Raw genomic sequence first — 13,875 nt, forward strand, 5'->3', positions numbered from 1 at the left:
CAGTGCCGGTGGCCTGGTGGGCGGGGCCCTGATCACGGGCGGCCGCGCCCTACCCCAGGTTCCCGGCCGAGGCGCCCGTCCCCGCGAGCGTGTCCGAGCCGCCGCCGGTGGGCTGGCTGGTCGGCTGCGAGGTCGGTTCCTTGGTCGGCTGAGGGGTCGACGTCGGCCGCGAGGTGGGCCGGGTCGGCCGGGTGGGCTGGGGGCTCGGCCGGGTGGTTTCCGGAACCGTCGGCGCGGTGGTCGCGCCGCCGTCGGTGCCGCCCGACGGGGTGTTCGAGCCGTCGGCCGGCGCCGTGGTGGGGCCGGTGCTCGGAGCGACGGTGGGGGCGCTCGTCGACGGGGCGTCGCTCGGCGTGCTCGGGGCCGTCGGCAGGTCGGCGGGGCCCGAGGAGCTGCCGCCGGCCGGGGTCGCGAAGTCGCTCACCGGCTGCCCCTTGAGCGCGGCCTTCATGTAGCTGGTCCAGATCTGGGCCGGGAACTGGCCGCCGGCCGCGCCGTCGATGCCGCCGACGCCGCTCAGGCTGACCTGGGCGCCGGTGCCCGGGTCCTGGCCGAACAGGGCGACCGAGGTGACCAGCTCGGGGGTGTAGCCCACGAACCAGACCGACTTCTGGTCGTCGGTGGTACCGGTCTTGCCCGCCGCCGGACGGCCCAGCGCCTTGGCTCGCCAGCCGGTGCCGCCCGGGTCGCTCACCACGCCCTGGAGCATCGAGGTGACCTGGTCGGCGGTGTCCGTGCTGATCGCCTGGGTGGTCTTGTGCGCGGGCAGCGCGAGGTTCTCGCCCTCGCGGTCCACCGACTGCACCAGCCACGGGGTGATCTGCTTGCCGCCGTTGTCCAGCGTGGCGTACACGCCCGCCATGTCGAGCACGCTCGGGGTGGCCGCGCCCAGCGGGATGGACGGCACCGGGTCCAGGCCCGGGGTGCTGCCGGGCAGGCCCAGCGCGACGCCGGTGTCCTTGACCTTCTGGAGCCCGGTGTCCTGCGCGAGCTGTGCGAACGCCGAGTTGACCGACCAGTCGGTGGCCTGCTGGAGGGTGATCTGGCCGTAGCTCTTGTCGCCCTCGTTCGGCGGCGCGTACGGGGTGCCCTTGCCGCCGCGGACCTTCCGGCCGCTGGTGCCGTCGTAGACCGTGTTCGGCGTGATGGTGCGGCCGTCCTGGGTCTTGGCGTTGTTCTCGAAGGCGGCGGCCAGGGCGATCGCCTTGAAGGTCGAGCCGGCCTGGTAGTCGCGCCGGGTGGCGTTGTCGACGTAGTGCTTCACGTAGTCGGTGCCGCCGTACAGGGCGACGACCGCGCCGGTCTTCGGGTCCACGGAGGCGGCGCCGGCCTGGGCGACCGCGTCCCTCTTCCGCTTGTCCGGGTTCAGGTTGTCGTGCAGCTGGGCCTGGACGGAGTCCTGGAGGGCCTGCTGGCGGGCCGGGTCGATGCTCAGCTTGACCGTGTAGCCGCCCTTGGCCAGCTCGGTCTCGTTGATCACGCCGCTGGAGGTGAGGTACTGGGTGGCCGCGTCCACCAGGTAGCCGGCCTGGCCGGACAGGCCGGGGTTGGGCTGCGGGTTCCGGACGTCCGGGAAGGTGGTCTTGGCGCGCTCCTCGGCGGAGAGCCAGCCCTCCTTGACCATGCCGTCGAGCACGTAGTTCCAGCGGTTGACGGCGTTCTGCTTGCCCGCCGCGGTGGCGGTGGCCACGTCGTAGGCGCTCGGGGCGTTCAGCAGGGTGGCCAGGTAGGCGCCCTGGGCGGCGTCGAGGGCGGACGCGTCGACGCCGAAGTACGCCTGGGCGGCGGCCTGGATGCCGTAGGCGCCGCGGCCGTAGTAGGAGGTGTTCAGGTAGCCGGAGAGGATCTCTTCCTTGCTCTCGGTGGCGTCCACCTTGATGGCGATGAACAGTTCCTTCACCTTGCGGGTGATCGACTGCTTCTGGTTCAGGTACGTGTTCTTCACGTACTGCTGGGTGATGGTGGAGCCGCCCTGGGTGCCCTGCCCCTTGGCGGTGTTGATCGCGGCCCGGGCCAGGCCCTGGACGTTGACCGCGCCCTCGTTGTAGAAGTTGCGGTCCTCGGCGGCCAGCGCGGCGTGCTGGGCGGCGGGGGAGACCTTGTCGAGGGTGACGTTCTGCCGGTTGGTCTGGCCGGTGCGGGTGATGACCGAGCCGTCCGAGTAGAGCCAGGTGTTGCTCTGGGCGGTCGCGGCGGCGTGCGCGTCCGGCACCTTCACCAGGGCGATCCCCAGCGCGAACAGACCGATGCCGAGCAGCAGCGCCGAGCCGAAGCCGAGCAGGGTCATCCGCCAGGTGGGTATCAGCCGGCGCCAGCCGGTGCGCTTCGGGCGGCGCGGCTTCTTGCCGCCGGACCCACCGGATCCACCGGCCGGGCCGGCGGAGCGCTTGAGCCGCTTGACCGGCCGGAGACTGATCGACGGCGCGCTACGGCCGCTCTGAGCGTTTCTGGACAAGGCGCGGCCTTTCCTGCGGGCACGTCGAAGCGGCCTGCACGGACGGGGACATCGGCGGTTGGGGACCTTTGTCCCGATTCCGGTTTTACTGCCCTGGACGAACAGAATGGGCCGGATGGCTCCGGCGGATCGCCAATCGAGACCGACATCACACGCAAAACGGACGTCGGAGGGCAAAAAATCAGGGAGCCTCTCGCTGTTGCGAGAGACTCCCCAACTGTCTGTGCGCCGCCAGGGACTCGAACCCCGGACCCGCTGATTAAGAGTCAGCTGCTCTAACCAACTGAGCTAGCGGCGCCTGCTGACCTGGAAAACAATACACGGTTCCGGGGGGTGCCTCGAACCGTCCCCGACCGGCGCCGTCCGATCCGTCCCCTTTCCTTCCGGTTGGGTCGGAGTTCGCCGCTGGTTAGGGTGGAACGGTGCCCAGCCCCCAGCCAGGACACCCCCGACAGCCAGGACGCCGCGCCGCGCGGACGGCGGTCGCCGCCCTGCTGCTGCTCAGCGCCGTCGCGTACACCGCCTGGGTGCTGGAGGTCGTGCTGAGCACCGGGCTCGACCCGGTGCAGGCCTACATCAGCGAACTCGCCGCCGAGGACCAGCCGCTGGGCGGCCTGTTCCGGGCCACCGACCTGGCCGCCGGGCTCAGCCTGCTCGCCGCCGCCGGCACCGCCCTCGTCACCGGGCGGGCCGGGGCCTCGCGGCGCAGCCGCCGGGCGCTGGCCGGCTGGTGCGCGCTGGCCCTGTTCGGCGCCGCGACCGCCGCCGACTCCCGGCTGCCGCTGAGTTGCGCCCCCACCAGCGACGAGATGTGTGCCGCCCGGGAGACCGCCGGGCTCGTCCCCGCCACCCACACCGCGCACGCCGTGACCAGCAGCCTCGCCATGGCCGGCGCGCTCACCGCGCTGGTCACGCTCACCGCGGCCGCCCGGCGCCACGGCTGGTGGCCGCCGGTGCGCCGGTTCGGGCCCTGGCTGCTGGGCGCCGAGCTGCTCGCCACCGCGTGGAGCCTCGCCTCGATCGCCGCCTTCCAGGCCGGTCACGGCACCTGGGCGCTCGGGGCCGGGCAGCGGCTCCAGGTGCTGCTGGTGGCGCTCTGGCTCGGCCTGCTGGCCCTGGGCGTCGCCCGCTGCGCCGATTCGGACGCGCCGGACGGGGAAGCGGCGGAAGCCGGGCGGGTCGGACGGGCCGAGCCGCTTCCCGAACGGAGGCCCGCATGACCACGTCCGGAGCGGTGCCCGGCCCGCCGGCGCGCTTCCTGCGCATCGACGGCGTCCCGCTGCACGTCCGCACCGAGGGCAGCGGCCCGGTCTGCCTGCTCTCCGGCGGCCTCGGCAGCAGCTGGTTCGACTGGGACCTGGTCGTCCCCTTCCTCACCCCCTACCGCACCGTGGTCCGCTTCGACCGGCCCGGCTACGGGCTGAGCGCCGCCGAGCCCGCCACCGGCCGGCCCGCGCCGACGGCGGCCGGTGAGGCCCGGCGAATACGGGCGGTGCTGGACGGCCTCGGGCTGCGCGGGCCCTGCACGGTGGTCGGCCACTCGCTGGCGGGCTTCCACGTCGAGGCCTTCGCCCGGCTGCACCCGGAGCGGACCGCCGGGCTGGTGCTGGTGGACGGCAGCGTGGAACCGCAGGCCCGGCCGTACCCGGCGCCCACCGCCCGCGACCTGGCGGCCCGGGCGGCGGCCGGCCTCGCCACCGCCCTCGCCGTGCCCTACCTGCTCGGCCCGGCCGTCCGCCGGACCACGGCCCGGCGGTCCACCGTCCGCCGCGAGGACCTCGCCCCGGCGCCGCTGGTCCGGCACTGCTACCGAACCGGACGGGCCCTGCGCGCCCTGTTGCGGGAGAACGGCCGCTACCTCGACACGGCCGCCGAGCTGGACGAGCTGCGGCGCACCCGGCCGCTGGCCGAGGACCTGCCGGTCACCGTGCTGGCCGCCGACGACGGCTGCCGTACCGGCCGCACCGAGGAGTGGCTGGCCCGGCAGCGGCAGCTGGCGGCGCTGCTCGGAGCCGACTTCCGCACCACCGCCCCGGCCGGGCACCTGGTGATGTTCGACCGTCCGGACGCGGTGGCCTCGGCCGTGCTCGACACCCGCTGAACGGCGGCCGGTCCGGGCCGGCTCACGGCGACCGGGGCCGGGGTCGGGGTCGGGAGAGGTCGCGGGGAACAGTCTTCCCCGCCGGAAAACGCCTCAGGCCGCCCACCGGAGTGGACGGCCTGAGACCTTGCCATGTGCGCCGCCAGGGACTCGAACCCCGGACCCGCTGATTAAGAGTCAGCTGCTCTAACCAACTGAGCTAGCGGCGCTTGCTGACGTCGGAGACTTTACACGGCGCCGACCCGTTCCGCCGAATCGTGTTCGAGTGATGACCTCAGGTGACCGTCGCGGGGTGGTGGCAGGCTGCCTGGTGGTCCGTTCCCGGGGCGTCGTCGGCGAGGGCCGGCCGTTCCTGCTCGCAGCGGCTCCGGTCCGCCGGGTCCGGGAGGGCGGCGTAGCGCGGGCAGCGGGTGCGGAAGACGCAGCCGGTGCGGCGTTCGGTGGCCGGTGGCGGGTCGCCGGCCAGCAGGATGCGGTCGCGGGCGCGCTCGGCGGCGGGGTCGGGGAGCGGGACGGCGGAGAGCAGGGCGCGGGTGTAGGGGTGGCGGGGGCGGTCGAAGACGGCGGAGACCTCGCCCTGTTCGACCGTGCGGCCGAGGTACATCACGCTGACGCGGTCGGCGAGGTGCCGGATCACCGAGAGGTCGTGCGAGACGAACAGGTAGGACAGGCCCAGTTCGGCCTTGAGCGACTGGAGCAGGTTGAGCACCCCGGCCTGGATGGAGACGTCCAGCGCGGAGACCGGTTCGTCGAGGACCAGCAGCTCGGGCCGGACGGCGAGTGCCCGGGCGATCGAGACGCGCTGGCGCTGGCCGCCGGAGAACTGGTGCGGGTAGCGGGTGGCGTGCTCCGGGTCGAGCCCGACCTGGCGGAGCAGCTCGGGCACCCGGCGGGCGGTCTCCTCGCGCGGGGCGCGCTGGGCGAGCAGGGGCTCGGCGACGATGTCGCCGATCGGCATCCGGGGGTCGAGACTGGCCATCGGGTCCTGGAAGACGATCTGCACCTGGGCGCGGAGCCGCTGGGCCTCGGCCCGGGTGAGCGCGGCGGTGTCGCGGCCGAGCAGCTCGATCCGGCCGGTCTCCGGGGCGCCGAGGTTCAGCAGTTCGAACAGGGTGGTGGACTTTCCGGAGCCGGACTCCCCGACCAGGCCGAGGGTCTCGCCCTTCCTCAGGTCCAGGTCGACGCCGTCCACCGCGTACACCTCGCCGATCTTGCGCTTGAACACCGTGCCCTTGAGGAGGGGGAACGTTTTTCCCAGGCCGCGCACCGACAGCACCGGTGTCCGGGCGGAGCGGTCGCCGGGGCCGGCGGTCACGTCGGGCAGTGCGGGGACGGGGTAGACCTCGGCCGGTGCGGGCCGCCGCTCGGCGAGTTCCGCGGACCGCACGCACGCCGACAGGTGGTCGCCCCTCCCGTCCGGGGCCGTCCTGTCCAGGCCCGTCCTGTCCAGGGCCGTCCCGTCCAACTCGGGCTCGGCCACCGTGCAGCGTTCCTCCACCAGCGGGCAGCGCGCCGCGAACGGGCAGCCGGGTGGCAGTTCGGCCATCGGGGCCGGGCTGCCGGGGATCGGCACGAGCGGACCGCCCCGCCCGTCCAGCCGGGGCAGCGCGCCGATCAGGCCGAGCGAGTAGGGGTGGTGCGGGGCCGCGAACAGTTCGTCCACCCCGGCCGTCTCGACCACCCGTCCGGCGTACATCACCGCGACCCGGTCGGCGGTGCCGGCGATCACCCCGAGGTCGTGGCTGACCAGGACGAGTGCCGCGCCGGTCTCCCGCCGGGCGGTGCGCAGCACGTCCAGGACCTGGGCCTGGATGGTGACGTCGAGCGCGGTGGTGGGCTCGTCGGCGAGCAGGATGTCGGGCTGGTTGGCGACGGCCATGGCGATCATGGCGCGCTGGCGCATGCCGCCGGAGAACTCGTGCGGGAAGCTGTCCAGGGCCCGGTCGGGCGCCGGGATGCCGACCAGGTCGAGGAGTTCGGCGGCCCGGCGGCGCGCGGCGGCCTTGTCCACCCGCTGGTGGACGCGGACCGCCTCGGCGATCTGGTCGCCGATCCGGTAGACCGGGGTGAAGGCGGAGAGCGGGTCCTGGAAGACCATGGCGATCCGGCGGCCGCGGATCGCGGCCAGTTCCCGGCCCGGCAGCCCGACCAGCTCCCGTCCGTCCAGGCGCACCGAGCCGCTGATGCTCGCGGTGCGGGGCAGCAGCCCGAGCACGGACAGCGCGGTGACGGACTTCCCGGAGCCGGACTCCCCGACGATGCCGAGGGTCTCGCCGCGCCGCAGGGTGAGGTCCACCCCGCGGACGGCGGGGACCGGGCCGTCGGGCCCGGCGAAGTCGACCCGCAGGCCGCGGACGGTGAGCAGCGGGGTTTCGGTGGCGGTGGCGGTGGTCACGGGTGCTTCCTCCGGGCAGCGGAGCGGTGGGAACGGCGGGAACGGCGGGGCGTGGCCCCCGAGGTGGGGTCGAGGGCGTCGCGCAGCCCGTCCCCGATCAGGTTGACGGCGAGGACGAACAGCACCAGCAGCGCGGCGGCGAAGTAGAACAGCCAGGGGAACACCGGGGCCTCGCCGGTCCCGGCGGCGAGCAGGGTGCCGAGCGAGACGTCCGGGGGCTTGACCCCGAAGCCGAAGTAGGAGAGCGCGGTCTCGCTCATCACGGCGCCGCCGACCGCGATGGTGGCGTCGATGATGAGGAAGGAGGCGACGTTCGGCAGGATGTGCCGGCTGATGATCCGCAGCGGCCGCACGCCCATGAACCGCGCGGCGCGGACGAATTCGCGCTCGCGCAGCGAGATGGTCATCGAGCGGACCACCCGGGCGGTGATCATCCAGTTGAAGAGCGCGAGCAGCAGGACGAAGGCGATCCAGCCGGCGCTCTTCAGCCGGGCCGAGACGATGGTGATGACCAGGAAGGCGGGGAAGACCAGCAGCAGGTCGACCAGGAACATCAGCGCCCGGTCGGCCCAGCCGCCGAAGTAGCCGGCGCAGGCGCCGACCACGGAGGCCAGCAGGGTGGAGAACAGGGCCACCAGCAGGCCGATGACCAGCGACTTCTGCAGGCCTCGGACGGTCTGGGCGAAGACGTCCTGGCCGACCCCGTTGGTGCCGAACAGGTGCTCGGCGGAAGGGGGTTGGTGCAGTGCGGAGAAGTCGGGAGTGGTGTAGTCCCAGCGCGTCAGGTAGGGCCCGCCGAAGGCGAGCGCGAACAGCAGCAGCACCAGGACGGCCCCGACCACGGCGCCGCGGGCGGCGAGCAGCCGGGCGAGGACGAGCCGGCCGCGGCCGGCGGCCCGGGGCGGCCGCGCGGGGGCGGCGGAGTCGGGGGCGGCGGGTTCGGGGGCGGCGGGTTCGGGGGCAGTGGGTTCGGGCGCGGCGGACCCGGTGGTGGCGGTGGTCATCTCGGCTCTTCCTCCGGTCAGGACCGCACGCGCGGGTCGAGGGCGGCGTGCAGGGTGTCGGCGAGGAAGCCGGAGGCGAGGACGACGGCGGCGGTGAACAGGTTGATCGCCACCACCGAGTTGACGTCCTGTTCGTTGATCGACTGGATCAGCCACTCGCCCGTGCCGTGCCAGCCGAAGATCGTCTCGGTGAAGATCGCTCCGGTGAAGATGCCCAGGAAGCTGTAGGCGAACATCGTCGACATCGGGATCACGGCGGTCCGCAGTCCGTGCTTCAGCAGCGCCCGGCCGCGGGTGAGGCCCTTGGCCTCGGCGGTGCGCAGGTAGTCGGAGCCGAGCACGTCGAGCATGGTGCCGCGCTGGTAGCGGCTGTAGGTGGCGAGGCCGCCGAGGGCCAGCGAGATGGTGGGCAGCAGCAGGTGCAGTGCCCAGTCGGCGAGGTGGGCGCCGAGGCCGCCGGAGAGTCCGGGGGTCTCGTAGCCGGTGAACGGGACGACCTCGTGGCCGGCCGCGTCCTTGGCGGCGATCGCGCCGTTCTTGAGGAACAGCGCGACCAGGAAGACGGGGGTGGAGAGCAGCACGAAGGACAGCACCGTGAGCAGCCGGTCGGAGATCCGGTACTGGCGCACCGCGCTCCACGCCCCGGCGGCGACGCCGAGCGCCATGCCGAGCAGGCTGCCGAGCAGCAGCAGCCGCAGCGAGACCCAGACCCGGCGGCCGAAGTCCTCGGTGACCGGGGTGTCGTGGATGGTCCGGCCGAGGTCGCCGTGGAGCAGCCCGCCGGCCCAGTGGCCGAAGCGCTCGACCACCGGGGTGCGGTCGTTCAGGTTGAGTGCGGTGAGCTGGCGTTCCACCGAAGCGGCGGACGGCCGGGGGACCTTGGCCTCGAAGTAGGTGCGCGGCTGGAGGGCGTTCGCGGAGATCGCGTACGCCAGGAAGACGGCGGCGACCAGTAGGACCGCGTAGTAGAGCAGCCGTTTCGCCAGGTAGCGGAGCATCAACGGCCGCCCGCGGCGGTGCGGGTGGGGCCGACGCGTCTGGTGGGCATCGAGTGGCCTTCGGTCCGGGCCCCGGACGGGGCATCAGATGACGGGAGGGGCAGTGGGGTTGGCAATCCGCAGGTCAGAGTGAAGCACCGGTGCGCTGAGGGGGTGTTGCGGTGGTGTTGCCGCTTGTGACGTCTGGATCAGGTGTGCGTTCCTCCCCCTGGTGGCGGATCTGATCGACTGTTACGTTCTGCTCGCCCGGTGCCGAATTGGCTGCCCACGATCAAGACCTGTCACACCTCGCGCGCCCCGACTCCCGTCATCGACCCCAGGGGGACCCTCATGGACGCTTCCACCACGGCCCGCCGTCTCGGCCGGGCGGCGGCCCTCGCCGCCGCCGTCGTGCTCACGGTCACCGCGTGCACCTCGGGCGGGGGTGGCTCGGCCGGCGACGTGGCCAAGAGCGAGCCGCCGAGACAGGACTCCCAGGACATCAACGCCAAGCCGCTGGACCAGATCAAGGACGGCGGGGAGGCCCGCTTCCAGCTGGACCAGTGGATCACCCAGTGGAACCCGCTCCAGGTGGACGGCGGCTCGTACACCGACACGGTGAACCTCATCCGCGCCCTGGAGCCCTCGCTCTTCCGCACCGACGCGTCCGGAGCGTTCCAGCCGGATCCGGACTACCTGGTGGAGGCCAAGGTCACCTCGGTCTCGCCGCAGGTGATCACGTACCGGCTGAACCCCAAGGCCGTCTGGTCGGACGGCAAGCCGCTGAGCTACCTGGACTTCAGGGCCGACTGGCAGGCGAGCAACGGCAAGGACCCGGCGTACAACATCTACGACCCGTCCGGCTACGAGCTGATCTCCGCGGTCGAGCAGGGCGCCGATCCGAGCGAGGTCAAGGTCACCTTCTCGGAGCCGTACGCGGACTGGCAGAATCTGTTCCGCCCGCTGGTCCCGGCCGCGGGCATCGCCACCCCGGACGACTTCAACAAGGGCTGGGTGGAGAAGGTCCCGATCACCGCGGGCCCGCTGAAGATCGGCACGGCGGACAAGACCGCGCAGACCATCACCTTCGTGCCGGACCCGGCCTGGTGGGGCACCCGGGCCAAGCTCGACCGGATCACCTTCCGGGTGATGGACAAGGCCGCGAGCATCCAGGCGTACCTCAACAACGAGATCGACCTCGCCTCGGCCGGCACCGCCGCCGCGTACGGGCAGCTGAAGAGCGCCAAGGACACCGCGATCCGGGCCGCCAGCCCGTGGGACGAGGTGCACATCTCCTTCGGCGGCACCGGGGCGCTGGCGGATCAGAAGGTCCGCCAGGCGCTCGGCAAGGCGCTCGACCGCTCGGCGCTGATCAAGATCGCCAACAACGGGGTGCCGGTGGAGTTCAAGCCGCTCGGCAACCACATCATCATGCCGAACCAGGCCGGCTACCAGGACAACTCCGGAGAGTGGGCGAAGTCCGACCCGGCCGCGGCCAAGAAGCTGCTGGACGAGGCCGGCTGGGCGGAGGCCGGCGGGGGCGGGCCGCGCACCAGGGACGGCAAGCCGCTGGAGCTGCACTGGGTGCTCAGCGACGGCACCGCGCAGGCCCAGCTCGACCTCGCCACCGCGGCGGCGGCGATGTGGCAGCAGATCGGGGTCAAGGTCAGCCTGGACAAGGTGGCCGCCAACGACTACTTCGCCAAGTACGTCACCCCGGGCAAGTTCGACATCGCGAGCTGGCGCAACACCGACTCGTTCCCGAACTCCAAGGGCCTGGCCAACTTCCGCCTGCCGGTGGGCGACAACACCTTCAGCAACCCCTCCCGGCTGGGCACCCCGGAGATCGACGCCCTGCTGAAGAAGGCGGCCGGGACGGTCGACCCGGCCGAGGCCGCGAAGCTCTACAACCAGGCGGACGCGAAGATCTGGGAGCTCGGCCACACCGTCGAGCTCTACCAGCGGCCGGCCGTGGTGGCGACCCGCAAGGGGCTGGCCAACTACGGCGCCTTCGGCCTGGCCACGGAGGACTACAGCAAGGTCGGCTGGGAGAAGTAGCCGCCGCCGCGGGGCCGGGCGGCCCGCCCGGCAGGCGCTGGCGAGCAGCGCGGTGATCGCGAGGCGGGTGGCGGGACAGGGGAGGAGCGGCTCGGCCGCTCCGCTGTCCCGTCACCCGCCTTGACCTTCCGCGTTGCCCGCACGCCACCCGTGTCGTGGGGCCCCGCAGGGCCCGCGCTCTTCCAACCGGGGAAGAATCTAGCGGCGCTCCGGCCGCGCGCGAGGCAGCGCGCGGGGCGCGCCCGGAAACCCGCCGCGCTGTCACCCGGTTCGCGCACCGGAGCGTCAACTGCGGCTGACGGCAAGGGAAAAAGGGACATAAAGGGGCATCGCCGCCCCAGGGCGTGCGGGCTTCCCGCTTCGCGCCCGAGCGTGCACACCGTCGTGCCGGTGCGCGCACATCCGTCGCGCCGGTGGGTGTGCCGGGCGCGGAGCGCTGCCAGGATGCGCGGGACGGTCCTCCTTCCCGAGCCCCCGGAGCAGCACCGATGGCCAGTGACCCCGCCGCCGCGGCACCCCGCAGACACCCCGTCGACCCGCCTCCGGTGCGCCGGATGGTCCCGCGCGACCGCCATGAGCCGCACCGGGTGTCCACCCCGCTGGAACTCTTCTTCGACCTCTGCTTCGTGGTCGCGGTGGGCCAGGCCGGGCGCGAACTGGCCCGCTCCCTCGCGGCCGGGCACTACGGAGCCGGAGGGCTCGGCTACGCCGTCGCGTTCTTCGCCATCTGGTGGGCCTGGATGAACTTCACCTGGTTCGCCTCCGCGTACGACGTCGACGACGTGCCGTACCGGCTCACCACGCTGGTGCAGATCGCCGGGGTGCTGGTCCTCGCCGCCGGGGTGCCCCGGCTGTTCGCCACCCAGGACATGACGCTGTCGATCGCCGGGTACGTGGTGATGCGCCTGGCGATGGTCACCCAGTGGCTGCGGGCCGCCGCCGGTGAGCAGGGCGCGGCGCGCAAGGTCGCGCTGGGCTACGCGGCGGGCATCACGCTCTGCCAGGTCGGCTGGGTGGTGGTGCTGGTCCTCCCGCACGGCGTCCGGCCGTACGCCATCCCGGTCGGGGCGCTGTGCGAGCTGGCCGTACCGGTCGTCGCCGAGCTCCGGATGCGGACCTCCTGGCACCCGCACCACATCGCCGAACGGTACGGGCTGTTCACCCTGATCGTGCTCGGCGAGACGGTGGCGGCGGCGACGGTCGCCGTGCAGTCGGCCGTGGACGAGCACGAGGAGCTGGGCCGGCTGATGCCGGTGGCGGCGGGCGGACTGCTGATCTGCTTCTCGGCCTGGTGGATCTACTTCGCCCGGCCCGTCCACCAGCACCTGCGCACCAACCGGCAGGCGCTGGTCTGGGGCTACGGGCACTACCTGGTGTTCGGCTCGGCGGCGGCGATCGGCACCGGACTGGAGGTGGCGGTGGAGTCGGCCGTGCACCAGGCGGAGATCTCCGAGGCGGCCGCCACCGCCACGGTCACCGTGCCCACCGCCGTCTACCTGGTCACGGTCTGGTTCCTGCACTCCCGGCACACCAAGCGGGGCGTGGCGGCCCAGGGGATGGCACCGGCCGGGGCCGTCCTGGTGCTGGCCTGCACCGCGCTCGGCAGCTCCGGGGTGCTCGCGGCGGGGCTGGTCTGCGCGCTGCTGGTGGCGGTGGGCGTGCTGGTCCACGGGCGGGAGAGCCGGGAGGCCGCGCGGCAGGCGGAACCGGCCCGGCCGGAGTTCTGACCGGGCCGACTCAGCCGGGGTCCTGACCGGCCGGGCTCGGCCTGAGTCCTGCCCGGGCCCGGCCGGATTCCTAGCCGGTCCGGCCCAGCAGCACCGGCTCGTGCCGCGCCAACCAGGCCAGGTAGGCCGGGTTGACCTTGGCCAGATCCAGGTAGGCGGCCCGCAGTTCGCCGTACAGCGCGTCCAGGGCGGGCGGGCTGAGCGCGCACGGGCGCCAGGTGAACAGCAGCCGGACGGCCAGCGGGTCCCCGTGCACCGGCCGGACCACCGTGCCGGGCCCGGGCAGTGAGGTGGGCTGGCAGGGGCGGACGGCCTCGCCGGAGGCGACCAGCTCGGCGGCGGTCGCGTTGTCCCGCACCTGCACCACCCGGGGGTTGAGCCCGGCCTCGCTGAACACCCGGCGCATCGCCGCGTACTCGTGGTCGGCGGTCGGGTCGACCATCCAGGTGTCCTCGGCGAGGTCGGCCAGGTGGACGACCGGCCGGGCCGCGGCCGGATGCCCGGCGGCGAGTGCGACGAACTGCGGTTCGCGGTCCATCAGCACCCGCTGTGCGGCGTCCGGCGGCACCCGCAGCGGGAAGCCCTCGCTCTCGTACACGAAGGCCACGTCCAGCTGGTCGGCGGCGACCATCCGCAGCAGTGCGCTGGCCGAGATGTCCACGTGGATGGTGGTGTCGGTGTCCGGCAGCCGCTCGTGGACGCGGCGCAGCCAGGCCGCGACCGCCCGGCTGCCGACGCTGCCGATGCGCAGCCGCCGCTGCCGGCCGGGCCCGGCGCAGTCCCGGGCCTCCTGGCGGGCGGCGGCCACCAGGGCGGCCATCTCGGTGATCACCGGCCGGGCGCGGGAGAGCACCGAGTGGCCGAGCGCGGTGGGCCGGCTGCCGGTCTGTTCGCGGGTGAAGAGCGTGCCGCCGATGGCTCGTTCGATGCGGTGCAGCTGGGTGGTGAGGGAGGGCTGGGTCATGCCGAGCTGGAGCGCGGCCTTGCGGAGGCTGCCGCTGTCGGCGATCGCGCACAGCACCCGGAGGTGTCTCACGTCGAGCTCCACGTCGGGAGCATAGACGCCGCCGCACCCCCTCGCCAAGGACATGACAGGCATCAAGGCATGCCGAAGGGCCGGCCGACGGACCGGCCGGCGGGTGGACCGCCCCCGGAGCC

General features: G+C 73.3%; 9 protein-coding genes and 2 tRNA genes. 4 read left to right on the forward strand and 7 right to left on the reverse strand.

What is annotated here, in order from left to right; all coding sequences use genetic code 11:
- Positions 1-49: 49 nt before the first annotated feature.
- Both ACFRAR_RS31950 and ACFRAR_RS31955 read right to left on the reverse strand, forming a co-directional pair.
- Entirely contained in the window at positions 50-2,455 is a 2,406-nt protein-coding gene (locus ACFRAR_RS31950) for a transglycosylase domain-containing protein (protein ID WP_380702581.1), read from the reverse strand.
- A 224-nt stretch (positions 2,456-2,679) separates the two neighbouring features.
- A tRNA-Lys gene (locus tag ACFRAR_RS31955) sits at positions 2,680-2,753 on the reverse strand.
- A 124-nt stretch (positions 2,754-2,877) separates the two neighbouring features.
- Between ACFRAR_RS31955 and ACFRAR_RS31960 the strand changes: the two genes are divergently transcribed.
- Together ACFRAR_RS31960 and ACFRAR_RS31965 are read left to right on the forward strand one after the other, a co-directional pair.
- Positions 2,878-3,675: a DUF998 domain-containing protein gene (locus ACFRAR_RS31960; RefSeq protein WP_380702583.1), complete on the forward strand. Its 798-nt coding sequence runs from the start codon at positions 2,878-2,880 to the stop codon at positions 3,673-3,675.
- Complete coding sequence (locus ACFRAR_RS31965; protein ID WP_380702585.1) at positions 3,672-4,556, forward strand: alpha/beta fold hydrolase; 885 nt, start codon at positions 3,672-3,674, stop codon at positions 4,554-4,556. Before ACFRAR_RS31960 ends, ACFRAR_RS31965 begins: the two co-directional genes overlap by 4 nt.
- Positions 4,557-4,691: 135 nt before the next feature.
- On the opposite strand, the gene ACFRAR_RS31970 is transcribed toward ACFRAR_RS31965, so the two are convergent.
- From ACFRAR_RS31970 to ACFRAR_RS31985, 4 genes are all read right to left on the reverse strand, one after another.
- Positions 4,692-4,765 (reverse strand) — tRNA-Lys (locus tag ACFRAR_RS31970).
- A gap of 65 nt (positions 4,766-4,830) precedes the next feature.
- Entirely contained in the window at positions 4,831-6,951 is a 2,121-nt protein-coding gene (locus tag ACFRAR_RS31975; protein ID WP_380702587.1) for a dipeptide ABC transporter ATP-binding protein, read from the reverse strand.
- Positions 6,948-7,955, reverse strand: coding sequence for an ABC transporter permease (locus ACFRAR_RS31980; protein WP_380702589.1), 1,008 nt, complete (start codon positions 7,953-7,955; stop codon positions 6,948-6,950). The genes ACFRAR_RS31975 and ACFRAR_RS31980 overlap by 4 nt, the downstream gene beginning before the upstream one ends.
- A gap of 17 nt (positions 7,956-7,972) precedes the next feature.
- Positions 7,973-8,953 carry an ABC transporter permease gene (locus tag ACFRAR_RS31985; RefSeq protein ID WP_380702591.1) on the reverse strand — a complete coding sequence of 327 codons (981 nt, stop codon included), beginning with the start codon at positions 8,951-8,953 and terminating at the stop codon, positions 7,973-7,975.
- A gap of 330 nt (positions 8,954-9,283) precedes the next feature.
- Between ACFRAR_RS31985 and ACFRAR_RS31990 the strand changes: the two genes are divergently transcribed.
- Positions 9,284-10,990, forward strand: a complete 1,707-nt coding sequence (locus tag ACFRAR_RS31990) for an ABC transporter family substrate-binding protein (protein ID WP_380702593.1) — start codon at positions 9,284-9,286, stop codon at positions 10,988-10,990.
- A 488-nt stretch (positions 10,991-11,478) separates the two neighbouring features.
- Positions 11,479-12,717 (forward strand): low temperature requirement protein A, encoded by a 1,239-nt coding sequence (locus ACFRAR_RS31995; RefSeq protein WP_380702595.1) that lies wholly within the window; start codon positions 11,479-11,481, stop codon positions 12,715-12,717.
- A 70-nt stretch (positions 12,718-12,787) separates the two neighbouring features.
- Here ACFRAR_RS31995 and ACFRAR_RS32000 read toward each other — a convergent pair whose 3' ends face one another.
- On the reverse strand, positions 12,788-13,765 hold the full coding sequence (locus tag ACFRAR_RS32000; RefSeq protein ID WP_380702597.1) for a LysR family transcriptional regulator: 978 nt from the start codon (positions 13,763-13,765) through the stop codon (positions 12,788-12,790).
- Positions 13,766-13,875 lie beyond the last annotated feature (110 nt).

The organism is Kitasatospora sp. NPDC056651, assembly GCF_042792155.1.
GTDB lineage: Bacteria > Actinomycetota > Actinomycetes > Streptomycetales > Streptomycetaceae > Kitasatospora.